The organism is Bradyrhizobium sp. WSM3983 (assembly GCF_000473045.1).
Taxonomy (GTDB): Bacteria; Pseudomonadota; Alphaproteobacteria; order Rhizobiales; family Xanthobacteraceae; genus Bradyrhizobium.
This window is the reverse complement of record NZ_AXAY01000037.1, coordinates 1-17,129: the sequence shown is the minus strand read 5'-3', so window position 1 is coordinate 17,129 and position 17,129 is coordinate 1. Positions and strand designations below refer to the sequence as shown.

15 protein-coding genes and 1 pseudogene are annotated in these 17,129 nt (G+C 63.0%); 13 read left to right on the top strand and 3 right to left on the bottom strand.

Annotated elements, in window-relative coordinates; all coding sequences use genetic code 11:
* Window positions 1-14 precede the first annotated feature (14 nt).
* Complete coding sequence (pncA, locus tag YUA_RS0135715) at window positions 15-737, bottom strand: bifunctional nicotinamidase/pyrazinamidase (protein ID WP_027534966.1); 723 nt, start codon at window positions 735-737, stop codon at window positions 15-17.
* A 264-nt stretch (window positions 738-1,001) separates the two neighbouring features.
* A complete protein-coding gene (locus YUA_RS0135710) occupies window positions 1,002-1,940 on the bottom strand; it encodes a hypothetical protein (protein ID WP_027534965.1) in 939 nt (312 codons plus the stop codon).
* A 396-nt stretch (window positions 1,941-2,336) separates the two neighbouring features.
* On the opposite strand from YUA_RS0135710, the gene dnaK reads away from it, so the two are divergent.
* The 13 genes from dnaK (at window position 2,337) to YUA_RS0135645 (ending at window position 16,748) form a co-directional block, all read left to right on the top strand.
* The gene (dnaK, locus tag YUA_RS0135705) at window positions 2,337-4,238 is read left to right on the top strand and encodes a molecular chaperone DnaK (RefSeq protein WP_027534964.1); all 1,902 of its coding nucleotides are present in this window, start codon (window positions 2,337-2,339) and stop codon (window positions 4,236-4,238) included.
* 245 nt (window positions 4,239-4,483) lie between these two features.
* Window positions 4,484-5,617 (top strand): molecular chaperone DnaJ, encoded by a 1,134-nt coding sequence (gene dnaJ, locus YUA_RS0135700; RefSeq protein ID WP_027534963.1) that lies wholly within the window; start codon window positions 4,484-4,486, stop codon window positions 5,615-5,617.
* Between the two features lie 93 nt (window positions 5,618-5,710).
* Window positions 5,711-6,310 carry a class I SAM-dependent methyltransferase gene (locus YUA_RS0135695; RefSeq protein ID WP_027534962.1) on the top strand — a complete coding sequence of 200 codons (600 nt, stop codon included), beginning with the start codon at window positions 5,711-5,713 and terminating at the stop codon, window positions 6,308-6,310.
* Window positions 6,311-6,367: 57 nt separating this feature from the next.
* The gene (locus tag YUA_RS0135690) at window positions 6,368-6,946 is read left to right on the top strand and encodes an NADPH-dependent FMN reductase (protein WP_027534961.1); all 579 of its coding nucleotides are present in this window, start codon (window positions 6,368-6,370) and stop codon (window positions 6,944-6,946) included.
* A 6-nt stretch (window positions 6,947-6,952) separates the two neighbouring features.
* Window positions 6,953-7,663 carry an orotidine-5'-phosphate decarboxylase gene (pyrF, locus tag YUA_RS0135685; RefSeq protein WP_027534960.1) on the top strand — a complete coding sequence of 237 codons (711 nt, stop codon included), beginning with the start codon at window positions 6,953-6,955 and terminating at the stop codon, window positions 7,661-7,663.
* A gap of 25 nt (window positions 7,664-7,688) precedes the next feature.
* Window positions 7,689-7,991 (top strand): DUF1330 domain-containing protein, encoded by a 303-nt coding sequence (locus YUA_RS0135680; RefSeq protein WP_027534959.1) that lies wholly within the window; start codon window positions 7,689-7,691, stop codon window positions 7,989-7,991.
* 396 nt (window positions 7,992-8,387) lie between these two features.
* Window positions 8,388-9,689 (top strand): calcium-binding protein, encoded by a 1,302-nt coding sequence (locus YUA_RS46090; protein WP_027534958.1) that lies wholly within the window; start codon window positions 8,388-8,390, stop codon window positions 9,687-9,689.
* 128 nt (window positions 9,690-9,817) lie between these two features.
* Window positions 9,818-11,533, top strand: coding sequence for a type I secretion system permease/ATPase (locus YUA_RS0135670; protein ID WP_245285346.1), 1,716 nt, complete (start codon window positions 9,818-9,820; stop codon window positions 11,531-11,533).
* The gene (locus YUA_RS0135665; RefSeq protein ID WP_027534956.1) at window positions 11,530-12,894 is read left to right on the top strand and encodes an HlyD family type I secretion periplasmic adaptor subunit; all 1,365 of its coding nucleotides are present in this window, start codon (window positions 11,530-11,532) and stop codon (window positions 12,892-12,894) included. Before YUA_RS0135670 ends, YUA_RS0135665 begins: the two co-directional genes overlap by 4 nt.
* Window positions 12,895-13,093: 199 nt before the next feature.
* On the top strand, window positions 13,094-14,155 hold the full coding sequence (locus YUA_RS0135660; protein WP_245285345.1) for a helix-turn-helix transcriptional regulator: 1,062 nt from the start codon (window positions 13,094-13,096) through the stop codon (window positions 14,153-14,155).
* A 13-nt stretch (window positions 14,156-14,168) separates the two neighbouring features.
* Window positions 14,169-15,179 (top strand): M23 family metallopeptidase, encoded by a 1,011-nt coding sequence (locus YUA_RS0135655; protein WP_245285344.1) that lies wholly within the window; start codon window positions 14,169-14,171, stop codon window positions 15,177-15,179.
* Window positions 15,180-15,282: 103 nt separating this feature from the next.
* Window positions 15,283-16,098 carry a 4-hydroxy-tetrahydrodipicolinate reductase gene (gene dapB / locus YUA_RS0135650; RefSeq protein ID WP_027534953.1) on the top strand — a complete coding sequence of 272 codons (816 nt, stop codon included), beginning with the start codon at window positions 15,283-15,285 and terminating at the stop codon, window positions 16,096-16,098.
* Window positions 16,099-16,124: 26 nt separating this feature from the next.
* Window positions 16,125-16,748, top strand: coding sequence for a 2,3-bisphosphoglycerate-dependent phosphoglycerate mutase (locus YUA_RS0135645; RefSeq protein ID WP_027534952.1), 624 nt, complete (start codon window positions 16,125-16,127; stop codon window positions 16,746-16,748).
* A gap of 224 nt (window positions 16,749-16,972) precedes the next feature.
* Here YUA_RS0135645 and YUA_RS52100 read toward each other — a convergent pair.
* Window positions 16,973-17,129: pseudogene (locus YUA_RS52100) on the bottom strand (IS701 family transposase); the annotation flags it as partial.

The following is a 17,129-nucleotide window of genomic DNA, read 5'->3' as shown; positions in this document are numbered from 1 at the left end:
CAGAAGCGCGCGCCTTACGCGCTGACCGCGATATCCGCAGACTGAATCCGCTTCACACCGGCCTTGGCCATGTCGGCCCAGGCCTTGGCGAGCGAGCCCTGATTGTCGATGCCGCGGCAGGCGTCTTCCACGACATAGACCTCGAAGCCCGCCTTGCGTGCATCGAGCGCGGTCCAGGCGACGCAGAAATCCGTCGCGAGACCCGCAACGAAGACGCGCTTGATCTTGCGCCCCTTGAGATAGCCGGCAAGTCCGGTCGAGGTCTTGCCGTCGGCTTCGAGGAACGCCGAATAGCTGTCGACGTCCTTGTGAAAACCCTTGCGGATGATGAGCTCGGCCTGCGGTATCGAAAGGTCCTTCGACAGCGATGCGCCGTCGGTGCCCTGCACGCAATGGTCGGGCCACAGCACCTGTTTGCCGTAGGGCAGGTCGATGGTCTCGAACGGCTTCTTGCCGGAATGGACTGAAGCGAACGAGACATGACCCGGCGTGTGCCAGTCCTGCGTCATCACCACGTTCGAGAACGCTTTCGCCATTTTATTGATGACGGGCACGACCTGCTCGCCTTCCTTCACGGCCAAGCTGCCGCCCGGCAGGAAGCAGTTCTGCACGTCGATCACGAGTAGCGCGGATGCATCATCCGGCTTGATCGTGGCCGCAGCGAACAGCGTGGTTGGAGCGAGACTCGCGAGCGCCGTCGTCCCCAGCGCCACCAAGATTTGTCGTCGATCAAGCATCGTCCGCCTCCCTCCAGGATGATTCAATGGAGGGAAGCCTAGTTCCGTTCGTGTACGAACAAAAGCCTGAAAAAGCAGTCGGCTCTGGCGAGTATTCGAGCTTGAGCCGCGGGCTCGGTGCACCTCTCCCGCTTGCGGGAGAGGTCGGCGCGAAGCGCCGGGTGAGGGCTTTCTCCTCTTGGGGGTTCTCGGTTGTTGAGACAACCCTCTCCCCAGCCCTCCCCCGCAAGCGGGGGAGGGAGCGCAGCCTCCTTGCGGAGGCAGCTAGCCCTTGGGCTGGATGCCGTCGCGAACGGCGCGGAAGCGGGGGAAGGCGTCCGACCACTGGTCGCGCGGGGCGCTGGCGATGATGCGCAGCGAGGTGCCGCCGCCGAAGCGGATCCACTGCACCACCGTCACCGGGGTCTTGTCCTTGCCGCTGACGCCGTCGATCCGGGTCTCAAAGCCCGGCTGGCCGTTGATGCGGATCGGCTCGGACATGGTAACGCGCGACTCGCGCACGCCGGGGATCTGGAGCGCGGCTTCCTGGGCGAAGCGGGCGCGGTCGTCGGCCTGCTGCGGGGTGGCGCCGATCAGGCCGAGGATCAAGAACGGCTTCGATTCATAGCCTGCGCTCTCGTTGCCGTCGGCCAGGATGATGCTCGAACCCGGCACCAGCGTGCGGACGTCCTTGAAGCCGGCGAGATCGGTAATCTTGAACGGCAACAGCCCGATCTGCTCGTCAGCCGACACCTCCTTGCGGGTTACGGCAGTCGCAAACATCTGCCGCACCGCCTCGTCGGTATAGATCTTCGACGCGTTCTCGGGGACCTGCACCGCGACATAGCCGGAGAATCCGGCGCCCGGCACGATCATCGAATAGCGCTTCACCAGCGTGGTGCCGGCCTTGCCGCTCTCGGTGGTGAAATAGGCTAGTCCCGCGGGTGTCTCGATCTTGTCCGGCTTGACGCCGTTACTGCCGGCCGGATTGGCGTTGAAGGCGCCCACGACTTCGCCATAGGCCGCCAGCGGCAGCTCGGTGATCAGCACCTTGACGCTGCCGTCCTCGCTCTCGAAGCCCGGAAAGGATTTGGCCGTGTTCAGCCCGACCAGCGGCACCATGCCGAGGCGCAAGCCGGGCGGGTAGACGGCATCGGCGGCAAACGCCGGAAGTGCCGAGGCAACGAGGAGGGCGAGCGCGGCGAGCGGGCGGGTCAGCTTCATGGGCACTCTGATTGGTTCACATTGAGGCCGTTCAATGGTCGGCGATTGGGCCGCTTTGTCGCGCGAGGCAGTCCCATGACGAGGCTGTCCGGCCGGTGCGCCTTTTAGCGGGTTTGGTCCGCCGGTAACAGGGCCGGGCCGATCATGGCGGCGGGGCCGGCTGAGACCTGAACCTATTAATAAATCCTCACCCGCAAGTGCGGTGAAGTCCGGATATGATCTTCCAAAACCCAATGTTTTCACGGCCGAAACTTGCGTTCGGTCCTTGCGGGCCCCTCCCCCCCTCCTATATGAGCGTCAATCATCGCAATATCGCGGATGTTTGATCTTAGGGGGTTCGGTTCGGGTGCCTTCTGGGCCCAGCCGACCTGCCGCAAAAACAAGGATATCAGGACCATGGGAAAGGTCATTGGGATCGACCTCGGCACCACGAATTCGTGCGTCGCCGTGATGGATGGCAAGAACGCCAAGGTTATCGAGAATTCCGAAGGCATGCGCACGACGCCTTCGATCGTCGCCGTGACGGACGATGGTGAGCGCCTCGTCGGCCAGCCTGCCAAGCGCCAGGCCGTGACCAATCCGGAGCGTACGTTCTTCGCAGTGAAGCGCCTCATCGGCCGCCGCTACGACGACCCGATGGTCGAGAAGGACAAGAAGCTCGTTCCGTACAAGATCGTGAAGGCTTCCAACGGCGACGCCTGGGTCGAGGCCGACGGCCAGACCTACTCGCCCTCGCAGGTTTCTGCTTTCATCTTGCAGAAGATGAAGGAGACCGCGGAAGCGCATCTCGGCCAGAAGGTCGACCAGGCGGTCATCACCGTTCCCGCCTACTTCAACGACGCCCAGCGCCAGGCCACCAAGGACGCCGGCAAGATCGCCGGCCTTGAAGTGCTGCGCATCATCAACGAGCCGACTGCGGCAGCGCTCGCCTATGGTCTGGACAAGACCAAGGCCGGCACGATCGCCGTGTACGATCTCGGCGGCGGTACGTTCGATATTTCCATTCTCGAAATCGGCGACGGCGTGTTCGAGGTGAAGTCGACCAACGGCGACACCTTCCTCGGCGGCGAAGACTTCGACATGCGTCTCGTGGGCTATCTCGCCGACGAGTTCCAGAAGGAGCAGGGCATCAACCTGCGCAACGACAAGCTCGCGTTGCAGCGCCTGAAGGAAGCCGCTGAAAAGGCCAAGATCGAGCTGTCGTCGACGACGCAGACCGAGATCAACCTGCCCTTCATCACCGCGGACCAGACCGGCCCGAAGCATCTGACGATGAAGCTCACCCGCGCCAAGTTCGAAGCGCTGGTCGACGACCTCGTTCAGAAGACCGTCGAGCCCTGCCGCAAGGCGATCAAGGACGCCGGCCTGACCGCCGGCGAGATCGGTGAAGTCGTTCTGGTCGGCGGCATGTCGCGCATGCCGAAGGTCCAGGAAGTCGTGAAGCAGCTGTTCGGCAAGGAGCCGCACAAGGGCGTCAATCCGGACGAAGTCGTGGCGATCGGCGCCGCGATCCAGGCCGGCGTGCTCCAGGGCGACGTCAAGGACGTGCTGCTGCTCGACGTGACCCCGTTGTCGCTGGGCATCGAGACGCTGGGCGGCGTGTTCACCCGCATCATCGACCGCAACACCACGATCCCGACCAAGAAGAGCCAGGTGTTCTCGACCGCCGAGGACAACCAGAACGCGGTCACCATCCGCGTCTTCCAGGGCGAGCGTGAAATGGCGGCCGACAACAAGATGCTCGGCCAGTTCGACCTGATGGGCATTCCGCCGGCTCCGCGCGGCATGCCGCAGATCGAGGTGACCTTCGACATCGACGCCAACGGCATCGTCAACGTCTCGGCCAAGGACAAGGCGACTGCTAAGGAGCAGCAGATCCGAATCCAGGCCTCCGGCGGCCTGTCGGAAGCCGACATCGACAAGATGGTCAAGGACGCCGAGGCCAATGCCGCGGCCGACAAGCAGCGCCGCGAGGCGGTCGACGCCAAGAACCATGCCGACGCGCTGGTGCACTCCACCGAGAAGGCGCTGGCCGAGCACGGTTCGAAGGTCGCCGAGACCGAGCGCCGCGCCATCGAGGACGCCGTCAGCGACCTCAAGGAAGCGCTGAAGGGCGACGATGCCGAGGCGATCAAGGCCAAGACCAACACGCTGGCCCAGGCTTCGATGAAACTCGGCGAAGCCATGTACAAGCAGCAGGCCGAGGCCGATGCGGCCAAGGACGCTGCAAAGGACGACGTCGTCGATGCGGAATTCACCGAAGTCGACGACGAGAAGAACAACAAGAAGTCCGCATAAGCCCCGAGAGGGTATGATGCGGACGGCTTGGACCCCACACGCTCAGTCGGCCTCTCCCCTCAGGGGGGAGGCTTTCGTGTCGGGCTCGACGGGCGGTTTGCCCGTTACGATCGATCAATTCCCTATAGCTATGCTCAACGCTGCCATGCGGCCCTCTGCCGTAACGCGGAAGGCTGCCTATATCGTCGCGTGGCGACGTTGTTTCGCTCCGACTTGAAATCGCGATTGGATAGACCGAGTCCGACATGTCCACGTCCACCAAGCGCTGCTATTACGAAACCCTCGAAGTCGAACGCGACGCTGACGAATCCGTCCTGAAGTCGTCGTTCCGCAAGCTGGCGATGAAGTTTCACCCCGACCGCAATCCCGGGGACAACACCAGTGAGGTCAAGTTCAAGGAAATTAACGAGGCCTACGAGGTCCTGAAAGACAAGGACAAGCGCGCGGCCTATGACCGCTTCGGCCATGCCGCCTTCGAGCAAGGCGGTCCCGGCGGCGGCGCCGGTTTCGGCGCGGGCTTCGCCTCCTCCTTCTCCGACATTTTCGAAGATCTGTTCGGCATGGCCGGACAGCGCGGCCGCGGCGGCCGCGAGCGTGGCGCCGATCTGCGCTACAACATGGAAATCACTCTCGAGGAAGCCTTCGGCGGCAAGACCGCGCAGATCGAGATTCCGGTCTCGGTCACCTGCGAGGCCTGTTCGGGCATCGGCGCCAAGGCCGGCACCAAGCCCAAGACCTGCTCGACCTGCGGCGGCGCCGGCCGCGTACGGCAGTCGCAGGGCTTCTTCACCCTCGAGCGCACCTGCCCCGGCTGCCAGGGCCGCGGCCAGATGATCGAGGACGCCTGCCCGTCCTGCTCGGGCCAGGGTCGCGTCACCCGCGAGCGGAATCTGTCGGTCAACATTCCCCAGGGCGTCGAGGACGGCACCAGGATCAGGCTCGCCGGCGAAGGCGAAGCCGGCGTCCGCGGCGGCCCGCCCGGCGACCTCTACATCTTCCTGTCGCTGGCCCAGCACCAGTTCTTCCAGCGCGACGGCGCCGATTTGCATTGCCGCGTGCCGATCTCGATGGTGACCGCGGCGCTCGGCGGCGAATTCGAGGTGCCGACCATCGACAAGGGCAAGGCCAAGGTGAAGGTCCCTGCCGGAACCCAGTCTGCCCGCCGATTCCGCATTGCATCAAAGGGCATGCCGGTGCTGCGCTCGCGTCAGATGGGCGACATGTACGTGCAGGTCGTGGTCGAGACTCCGCAGAACCTCACCAAGAAACAGCAGGAATTGCTGGCCGAGTTCGAAAAGCTCTCTTCTGGCAACACCCAGCCGGAATCCGAAGGCTTCTTCACCAAGGTCAAGGATTTCTTCGGTAATCGGGCGAATTGAGCCGTCTTGACCGTGCCGCCTTCGGCCTATACCTGTTTATGACCATTTTCTGACACGCCGCGGTCACGCGGTCTCGTCCCGTCCGGTCCAGACATGCCATTGCCGTCGTCCGCGCGTGCGTTGAAGAAGCCCCGTCTTGATGACGAGGTGCGCTTTCTCAGGTCGTGGATCGAAAAGCCCCTCCACATGGGCGCGGTGATGCCGTCGGGCAAGCTGCTCGCCCGAACCATGGCTCATTACGTCGACGTCGATTCGGATGCTCCGGTGGTCGAGCTTGGGCCCGGCACCGGCGCCATCACCTCGGCGCTGGTCGAGCGCGGCGTCGACCAGAAGCGCCTCGTCCTCGTCGAATACAATCCCGGCTTCTGTGCGCTTTTGCGCGACCGCTATCCGCAAGCCAAGGTGGTGCAGGGCGATGCCTATCGCCTGCGCGACACGCTCTGGAACGTGCTGAGCGCGCCTGCCTCCGCAGTGGTCTCGGGCCTGCCGCTGGTGACAAAACCGATGCTGACGCGCCTTCGGCTCATTCGTGACGCCTTCACGGCGCTCGCGCCCGGTGCGCCCTTCGTCCAGTTCACCTATGCGGTGGTGCCGCCGATCCCGAAATCGCTGCCCGGCGTGTCCACAGAGGCCTCGGAACGGATCTGGATGAACCTTCCGCCGGCCCGCGTCTGGGTGTATCGCAAGGACTAATTCCGCCGGCTTCCTTTTATGCGCGGCGGGCTCGTTTCGCCGAACGTATTGGATTGGATGTCAGCCCCGAAAATCCTGGTCATTCCCGGCTCGCTGCGCACCGGCTCGCACAACGCGAAGCTGGCTGCGGTCGCGGCGTATGAATTCGCCCAGGCCGGCGTTGACGTCACCCGCGTCTCGCTCGCCGATTTTCCGCTGCCGATTTACGATGGCGATCTCCAGGCCAAATCCGGCGTGCCCAAGCACGCGATCGATCTCAAGCGCATGATCGGCGCGCATCATGGCGTGCTGATCGTCTCCCCCGAATACAACGCCTCGGTGCCGCCGCTGCTGAAGAACGCGATCGACTGGGTCAGCCGCGTGCATGAGCTGCACGAGGCGCGCGGTGACGTGTTCCGCAACCGCGCCTTCGCGCTCGCCGGTGCTTCGCAGAGCCGGCTCGGCGCCGCCCGCGCGCTGCAGGCGTTGCGGCTGATCCTGACCTCCTGCCACGCCAATGTGATTGCCAGCCAGCTCTCCCTCGCCTTTGCCGATCAGGCCTATGACGATATGGACAGGCTCAAGAACCAGGGCGATATCGACGCCATGAAGGAGATGGTGCGGCAGTTGATCGACAATTCCCAACGCATGATGTGAGGTGACATGACGCCAACCGAAATCGCCCCAAAGGACCGCCTGATCGTTGCGCTCGATCTGCCCAGCGTCGATGCCGCGGAGGCGATGATCGCAAGGCTCGGCGACAGCGTCACTTTCTACAAGATCGGCTATCGCCTCGCTTATGCCGGCGGACTGCCGCTGGTCGCCAGGCTTGCCGACAAGGGCAAGAAGGTCTTTCTCGATCTCAAGCTGCACGACATCGGCAACACCGTGACGCAAGGCGTCGAGAGCATCACGAAGCTGGGTGCGACCTTCCTCACCGTGCACGCCTATCCGCAGACCATGAAGGGCGCCGTCGAAGGCCGCGGCAGCTCGAAGCTGAAGCTCCTCGCGGTCACGGTGCTGACCTCGTACAACGAGGACGATTTGCATGCGGCCGGCTACCGGCTCGGCGTCTCCGAACTCGTCGAAGCGCGCGCACAGCAGGCGCAGGTGCTCGGTATCGACGGCCTCGTGTCGTCGCCTGAGGAAGTCGGGAGCCTGCGCAAGGTCGTCGGCCACCAGATGCATCTCGTCACGCCCGGCATTCGCCCGGCGGGTTCGGCAACCGGCGATCAGAAGCGCATCATGACGCCTGGTCGTGCGATCAGCGCCGGTGCAGACTATCTCGTCGTTGGTCGGCCGGTGGTGGAAGCCACGGAGCCAAGGGCGATCGCTGACGCCATCCAGGCCGAGATCGCGCAGGCGCTCGGCTAATCAACAACAACCAAGGAGAAGAACAATGGCAAAAGGCTACTGGATCGGGCGCGTCGACGTGAGCAATGACGAGGGCTACAAGCCCTACGCGGTCGCCAACGGTCCGATCTTCAAGAAATGGGGCGGCCGCTTCGTTGTCCGCGCCGGCAAGTTCACCACGGTCGAGGGCGCCAGCCGCACCCGCAACGTCGTGATCGAATTCCCGGACTACCAGACCGCGATCGCTTGCTACAACTCGCCGGAATACCAGGCCAACATCAAGGTGCGCCAGCCGCACGCGATCGCCGACCTCATCATCATCGAGGGCTATGACGGCCCGCAGCCCTGAAGGCGGATTGTCACGAGAGCCTATCCTGGATTGACGCGAGTATCATCCGGCTCTCGCGGACAGAACGCGCGTACGATGATCGAACGCGATCGGGAGAGCGTCGGGGACATCTCCGATCGCACTCACCGACATCACCTGACGGACTCATTCTATTGAACGAGTGAGAGCCGTTCGGGCCTGAGACGAAGACTGTCGCCGTCATTGGGTCTACCAGCTTGCCGTATTCTTTTGTCCCCAAATGGGGATTGCTGCATCTCTCTCCTTTCATCCAAGGTTGCTTGATCGGAGCCCACATCGATCGGTGATGGGCATCAAGCCAAACCCGAAATCTGCGACGTCCACGACGGGCCGCATGCGACCCGCGTCGCGCATTTCCATGTAAAGGGAGCGGAAACCATGGCACTCATCAATGGAACAGCAGGCGACGATGCGCTGGTTGGCACGGCTGCGGACGATCAGATCAACGGTCTGCAAGGCAACGACACGATCACCGCTCTCGACGGAAACGATACCGTAAGCGGCGGCCCGGGCAACGACGTCATCGATGGCGGTGCCGGCAACGACACCTTGGATGGAAATGCCGGTATCGACACGATCGCCGGTGGCGATGGCGATGACACGATCAATGGCGGCGCGGGCGACGATACGCTGAACGGAAATGCCGGCGTGGACACCATCCATGGAAACGCGGGCAACGATGCAATCGATGGTGGAACCGGCGACGATCACCTCTTTGGTGACGCCGGCGACGACAGCATCCATGGCGGTGACGGCAATGATGACGTCCATGGCGGCGCGGGTGCCGACACCCTGTGGGGCGACGCAGGCGACGATACGTTGAGCGGCGACGCCGGCAATGACGTATTGAACGGCGGCGACGGTAACGACGTACTCAACGGCGGCCTCGGGGATGACACCCTGAATGGCGACGCCGGCAACGACACGCTGAACGGTGGACTTGGCAACGACCTGCTGAATGGCGGCGCGGGCGACGACATCCTGAATGGTGGCGCCGGCGCGGATACGCTGGACGGTGGCGCCGGCAACGACACCATGCATGGCGATGCGGGCGATGATCTCATGGATGGCGGCGCCGGCAACGATACGATGTTCGGCGATGCCGGAGACGACCTCATGGCCGGCGGTGCCGGCGACGACACCATGAGCGGCGGTGCCGGAGATGACGAACTCAGCGGCGGAACCGGCAACGATACGCTCAATGGCGACGCCGGAGACGACACTCTGGCCGGCGGCGATGGCAACGATGTCCTGAATGGTGGAGATGGGAACGACTCCCTGTCGGGAGGGGCCGGCAACGATACCCTGAATGGCGGAGCCGGCGATGACGAGTTGAGCGGCGGCAACGGCGCCGATGTCCTCAGCGGCGGGCTCGGCGACGATGTGCTGACGGGCGGCGGAGGTACCGATACGCACAACTTCGGTGACGGCACGGCGACCAACTTCGGCAATGATGAGGTCACTGATCTCAGTGCTGCTGACGGCGATGTCGTTCATGTCGATGCACCGGCAGGCTTTGACCCGGCCACGGTCGTCGTGGCCGACGACGGCACCAACACCGTGCTGGATTTCGGCTTCGGCACAATCCAGCTCGACGGCGTCTCAGGCGGTGCGACGCCGTTCGAGTCGATCGGTGACATCAACACTGCCGCCGGTTATACGGCGATCGAAGTTGTCTAGCGTCGATTAGCAGCGGGGCGGCTGTCAGGCCGCCCCGTCCTCTGCATGATTTCAATCAGTGATAGTGCCGGCAAGTTATGGATTCGCGTAACCGTGGTGCGATCCCAGCATCTGGACAGAGATTGCTGGTGACCTTGATTCCGGGACGATTCGCGTTGGTGTGGATCGTCTGCTTCAGCGTGTCCGTAAACCTGCTGCTGCTGGTCGTGCCTTTCTATTCCATCGAAGTGTTCGACCGTGTGCTCAGCAGCGGTAGCGTTGAGACGCTTGTCGGCCTTACCGTCATCGCCGTGGGCGCTATCGCCTTCAGCGCCGCCTTCGACACGTTTCGTAACCGCCTGTTGAGCCGGTTCGCGGTTGGGTTCGAGCACTGCCTCGCGCCGATCATCCTTGAAGGCAGCATCATCGGCACGGCGCCGGGCGACGGCCGACCGCACGATCTCGTCAAGCTTCGCGAGTTGAGAAGTTTCCTGTCGAGCGGAACGGTCACATCGCTGATAGATGCTCCATTCCTCCCGGTGTTTATTCTCATCCTGTTCTTCCTGCACCCCTGGTATGGAATCATAGCCCTGATCGGGGTGGGGGTCCTGTTGGCGATGGGCGTTGCAAGCCACTGGATCGCGCGCGAGGAAATTGCGCAGGCTTCACAGGCCGCGTTGAAGACGCAGGCGATGCTCGATGGAATCCTCCGGCACTCCAGCGTGGTGCGGGCGATGGGCTGGACCCGAGGCGCCATCCGCGCGTTCATGAACCTCAATGACGAAGCCCTGTCTCCGGTGGTGCGGGCCAGCGAACGCATCTACACGATTACGGCCGCCGCACGAATGGTCAGGACCATCCTGCAGATTGCCGCAATCGGCGCCGGTGCCTGGCTCGTGCTCCAGAACGAAGTGCTGTCCGGCAGTCTGATCGCGAGTTCAATCCTGATAGCTCGCACATTGCAGCCCATGGAGGGGTTGGTCTCGGCTTGGCGCGCGTTGGCATCTGCGCAGGACGCCTGGACGCAAGTCTGCAACGCCGCGATGCCGGTTCTTGCGCGTGCGCCGAAGACGTTGCTTCCGCCGCCATCTGGCATTCTCCAGGTCGAACGGGTGACATTCCGGATTGGCGGGACGCAGCGTCCCATTCTCGGGGGCATATCCTTTCGATGCCGGCCCTCCGAACTTGTCGTCGTGATCGGACCGACCGGCGCTGGAAAATCCACATTGCTGCGCTTGATGGCAGGCCTCGAGCGGCCGACCAGCGGTACGATCCGGTTGGACCACGCAGCACTCCATAACTGGGATCCCGACCAGCTTGGGCAATTCGTCGGCTATCTCCCCCAGGACGTGCAGCTCTTGGATGGAACGGTGGCCGAAGCCATTGCCGGGTTTGATGAAGGCGCACGGGACGAGGCCATCGTCGCCGCGGCCATGCTCGCGCAGGCGCATGAGATGATCCTGTCCCTTCCGGCCGGCTACCAGACCGAGATCGGCCGCGACGGCAGCAGGTTATCCGGCGGCCAGCGTCAGCGCATCGGTCTTGCACGCGCTTTCTTCGGCAATCGCAAATTGATCCTGTTGGATGAGCCCAATGCCAATCTCGACCCGGATGGCGAAGAAGCGTTGTGCTCCGCGATTCAATCGGCCAAAGCGCGCGGCGCAGCGTCGGTGATCGTCACCCACCGGCCGCGGCTGTTGACCATCGCCGATGCTGTGCTGCTGTTGAGGGACGGCAACCAGGTCGCCTTCGGACCGCCATTTGAGGTTCTTCGCGCCCAGCGGCCGGCACCGGTACCGGGTTCGCCTGGGCTCCCTCGCAATGTCGAACCTCAGAAGCTGCCAGGCAGGAGGGTCCTTCCATGAGGCAGATCGGTCATGCCTCCGCGATTTCCGCGCCTGTTGCCGGCCTCGGCTCGAAGACGTGGTCGACGGAGCGACCGCGATCCGACATGCGACGGATCATCGCCTGGGGCTGTGTGTTGCTCGTCCTGCAATTTTGCGGCTTCGGCTTGTGGGCAACCACGGTTCCGCTCCGCGGCGCCGTCGTGGCACCAGGATTCATCAAGGTCCATTCAAAGCGCAAGGCGGTGCAACATCTGGAAGGCGGAATCATCAAATCGATCTATGTCCGGGAAAACGATCACGTCGAAGCCGGTCAACTCATTGCACGGCTCGACACCGCGCAGATCGAAGCGACCCTTGGTTCCCTCGAAACGAAGTTCTTTGCTGACCTGGCGATGGAGGCCCGGTTGGCGGCGGAGCAAGACGCCGCGAAGTCAATCCGGTTTCCGGACGAATTGCGGGAAAGTGCGACCCGTCTCTCCGCACGTATCGCCATTCAAACCCAGGAGGCTGAATTTGCCGCGCGACTGGCCGCGATCGAAAACGAGCGCAAGGTGATCGATCAGCAGATGCTGCAAGACGCGGACGCCATCCGCGGCCTGCAGAGCAACACTCAAGGACTCGAACAGCAACTCAAACTGCTGCGAGAAGAGATAGCCGACACGAGCTATCTCCTGGCAAAGGGCCTCGCCCGGAAACCACGTGTGCTGGCGTTGCGACGCGCCGAAGCCGAGGCCGCCGGACAGGTCGATCGCAATGCCGCGTCAATTTCGGAGATGCAGGGCAAAATCTCGGAGTTGCAGGACAGACGCCGGCAGCTGGGGTTCAACCAAAATCAGGATATCGCCAAGCAGCGGCATGCGACGAGCGAGGAAATCGGCGACCTCAGACATCGAATTGCCGCGTTGCGTGCCCAGCTTGTCCGGTCTGAATTGCGTGCCCCGGAAAGTGGAAGGATCGTCGGCCTCAACAGCAGGGACCTCAATGCCGTGCTTGGACCTCGGGAAACCCTTATGGAAATCGTTCCGACGCAAGATCGGCTTGTCATCGAGGCGACATTGAAGCCTGCCGATCGGGAAGAGGTCTACGTCGGACAGATGGCGCGTGTGCGGGTTCACGCGCTGAACATCCGTCGCCGGCCGATGCTCGAGGGAAGGGTCGTCGGCGTTGCGGCAGACGCGCTGACCGATACCCATTCCGGCGAGAGCTCCTATTTGGCCGAGGTTGAGCTGGACCCCAACGCACCGACGGCCTCCTACATCTCCACATTGATGCCTGGAATGCCTGTCGAGATATTTGTCGAGACCGGGGAACGAACCTTTGCGGAATATCTTTTGCAGCCGATGACGCTACGGATCAACCGTGCGTTCAGGGAGAATTAAGCGCTGGTAAGGGGTGGGCCGGCCTACGAGGGAGGCGACCGTGCATGAGTGCAGTAAGGCACTACCTTCCGCACAGGATGATTTTCATTCCGATTGCGTCGAGCGCGCCTCGAAGCAAGGCAGTGACGGACCTGGTCCATCAGGGCCTTGTCCGGAGCTGCGCCCGCAACAGGCCGCAATGGAATATTTCGCGAGGGCCATGGCGGAATTGCTCGGTTGCCGGAGCTGCTACGTAGCCTTGATATCCTCCTCCGGGCTGGAAGAAGTCAGAATCGGAGACGCCCCGACCGACCCGTCATGCACGACGATGGTTGAGCGAATTGCGCGCAAGGGCATCGCCGAGGACGTCGCCTCGCTCGAGCCGATCAATTCCCGGACCTCCTTCGTCCGCAAGTTGATCGGCGCGCAACCCCCGGTGAAGAGTCATTCGGTCATTGGCAGGTTTGCTTCCGATGAGCGAGCCACGGTCGTATTCGTGGCCGGATGGCGACCGGCCCCGCTTGCGGCAGCCGAGATTCCCGGTTTGGCGCATACCGTGCGCCCATTATGGAAGGCTGCTTATTCACTTGCCCGACAAACGCCGGCGCGTGTCGATCCGCAACTCTGGCTTGAAGAGCTGACCTTTCCTGCCATCGTCGCGGACCAGGGCCTGCACATTTGCGCGGTCAATCGTGGTGGACGAGCGCTGCTTGCCAAGCGCGAGCTGCTAAGGATCGACGGAGGCAGGCTCGCTGGCTCATGCGGTTCCGTGACCGAGAGCTTGCGGGAGGCAATCGGGAAGGTGCTCATCGAGAGCGGGACTCATGGAGGGCTCAACACTACGGTACCGCTCTCGATGGATCGCCAGCAATTCGCCTTCGCCAAGATCGGCGCTGTTCCAACGCATGACAAGCTGGGACAGGCCCTCATTGTCGTGCCGCAATTCGATGACGTGCAGGGTGCGCACTGCATTGGATCTGCCTTCGGGTTGAACTGGGCTGAGGAAAGAATCGTCGCCAGGATTCTTCAATTCCAGTGCCCTCGCGATATTGGAGCCGAGCTGCGGCTGACCGAGGCAACGGTGCGAACCTACACCAAGAGGATCATGCTCAAATTAGGGATCAATCGACAGTCGGAGTTCTTTCTTCTGTATCATCTCACACAGTCGCCTTTTGGCGCTGGCAGACGCGAGAACACGGTGAGCCGGTCGGCCTCCGACGGTCGATTGGACGAAGAGGGTCCGATGGGCTTGCGGACGGCTGACAAGCGTTCGCCTGACTGAGTACGGGGCCCTGATGTCGAGGCGCATGAGCTGCGCAGGTTTCTTCTACCGGGCGTTCGCTGCCCTGGCATTGGCTGGGACCGGCTTCCATGCCGATGCCCAGAACATTCAATTGGCGCTTCCGGTTGCCTGCGAGCTTGGCCGTACCTGCTACATCCAGAACTACACGGATATCGATCCGTCTCGGTCGGCGCGAGATTACAAGTGCGGCACGCTGACTTATGACGACCACAACGGCACCGACTTTCGTCTGCCCTCACTGGCCGTGCAAAAAGCTGGCGTGGAAGTGCGCGCAGCGGCAGGCGGCCGCATTATTCGTACCCGCAATGACGCTCCGGACGGCGCTTTCACAAAATCGGGACGCGAAGCGGTACGCGAGGCCGAATGCGGCAATGGCGTCGTCATCGAACATCCGGAGCAGTGGGAAACCCAGTACTGTCACTTGGCCACCGGCAGTGTGTTGGTCAAGTCTGGAGACAAGGTCGACCTTGGACAGCCGATCGGCCGTGTCGGACTCTCCGGCCTCACGGAGTATCCTCACCTGCATTTCACCGTGAGGCATAATGGCGTGGTCGTCGATCCCTTTGCGTATGGCGTTCGTCCCGAGTCTTGCGAGGGCGGTCAATCCCTCTGGCTTGCAGCCCTCCGCTCGAAACTCGAATATCGGGAACGAGCCATCCTCAATGCGGGCTTTACGACGGGGCCGGTCACGATGGAACTCGTCGAGGACGGCAGTGCCGAGAGCCAAATGCCGTCTGTCAGTTCGATGGCGATCGTCGCGTTCGTGCGGGCTATCGGGCTGAAGGCAGGCGATGCGCAATGGCTGGTCATCAAGGATCCCCTCGAGAACGTCATTGCGGAAAATCGGTCTGCACCACTTCAGGCCAACAAGGCGCAATTCATGCTCTTCGCGGGGAAGAAGCGACCTCCTGGGGGCTGGGAACGTGGCTCCTACAAGGCAACTTACGTTGTCGAGCGCGATGGCAAGGTCGTGCTCAGGAAAGACCTCGAGCTCATGCTCTAGTGCTGCGCCTGCGTTCTGGGGGACCCTCTCCACGGGCCTTTTGAAGGTCTGATCGGTTGCCGGAACGGCCCGCTCCCGCTATAGGGCGTGGAGAGGGTGAACCATGGCCGATATGCGTTTGATTGTTGCTGGGGCCGGCGGCCGGATGGGCCGGGCGCTGGCGCGAGCGATTGCCGACACCGAAGGCGCGGTGCTCGCGGGAGCCCTGGAGGCGCCGGGTTCGGAGTTGCTCGGCAAGGATGCCGGCGTGCTCGCGGGCCTGCCGGCCAACGGCATCAAACTCTCGGCCGACCTCTGGGCGATGTCGAAAGACGCCGACGGCATCCTGGATTTCACCGTGCCGGCTGCGACCATCGCCAATGTCGCGATCGCGGCGCAGCGCGGGCTCGTCCATGTCATCGGCACCACCGGGCTTTCGGCTTCGGATAATGCCGTGATCAAGAGCGTCACCAACCGCGCGGTCGTGGTGCAATCAGGCAATATGAGCCTGGGCGTCAATCTGCTTGCCGCGGTGGTCAAGCGCGTCGCCAAGGCGCTCGACGAGAGCTTTGACATCGAGATCGTCGAAACCCATCACCGCATGAAGGTCGATGCGCCCTCCGGCACCGCGCTGATGCTGGGCCAGGCGGCCGCAGCCGGCCGCGGCATCTCGCTCGAGGACAATGCGGAACGCGGCCGCGACGGCATCACCGGCGCGCGCAAGCCGGGCGCGATCGGCTTTGCCTCCTTGCGCGGCGGCACCGTCGCCGGCGAGCACAGCGTGACCTTCCTCGGCCCGTTCGAGCGGCTGACGCTGTCGCATCTCGCCGAGGACCGCATGCTGTTCGCGCACGGCGCGCTGAAGGCGGCGCTGTGGGCGCACGGCAAGAAGCCGGGGCATTACTCGATGGCCGACGTGCTCGGCCTCGCTGACATCTGAACGAAACAGATAACGGAAAGCAGTCAATGAGCGAACGTCTTCTCGTGCTGGTGCGGCACGGCCAGAGCGAATGGAATCTCAAGAACCTGTTCACCGGCTGGAAGGATCCTGACCTCACCGAGCTCGGCGTGAAGGAAGCCAAGGAGGCCGGCCGCAAGCTGAAGGCACAGGGCCTCGTGTTCGACGTCGCCTTCACCTCGGTCTTGACGCGCGCCCAGCACACGCTCGACCTGATCCTCGACGAGCTCGGCCAGACCGGTCTGCCGACATCGAAGAACCTCGCGCTGAACGAGCGCGACTATGGCGATCTCTCTGGCCTCAACAAGGACGACGCACGCAAGAAATGGGGCGAAGAGCAAGTGCATGTCTGGCGCCGCTCCTACGACGTGCCGCCGCCCGGCGGCGAAAGCCTCAAGGACACCCTTGCGCGCGCACTGCCCTATTACGTCCAGGAGATCCTGCCCGCTGTGCTCGACGGCAAGCGCACGCTGGTTGCCGCCCACGGCAATTCGCTGCGCGCGCTGATCATGGTGCTGGAAAAGCTGTCGCCCGAAGGCATTTTGAAGCGCGAGCTCGCCACCGGCGTGCCGATCATCTACCGCCTCAATGCGGATTCGACGGTGGCGTCGAAGCTGGATCTGGCGGGCTGAGCAATCGCAGAATTGTAGGGTGGGTTAGCGCAGCGTAACCCACCACTTCTGTTTCCGCGGAAACCAAAGAGGTGGGTTACGCTGCGCTAATCTTACTGCGTCATGGGCGTCGTCGTCCATTGGATGCTGCGCCGATGCCACAGCATGGACATCGCGGCAAGGTTTTAATGAGCATGCGGATCAATCGGGCGCGCATGGTTGCGATCGAGTTCGGGACGTGGCGTTCAGGCCGCGTGGGCGGAGCCTCTCGGTCGATAATCGTCGGGTAAGCGAGGTACCGGGACTGACGGGGCGGAACGTGGTCCTGAGGGGGGAATCGTCGCCTGCTCGGCGATCAGAAAGCCATAGGCTGCGATGCACAGGGTTGCGTGGTGATGGAAG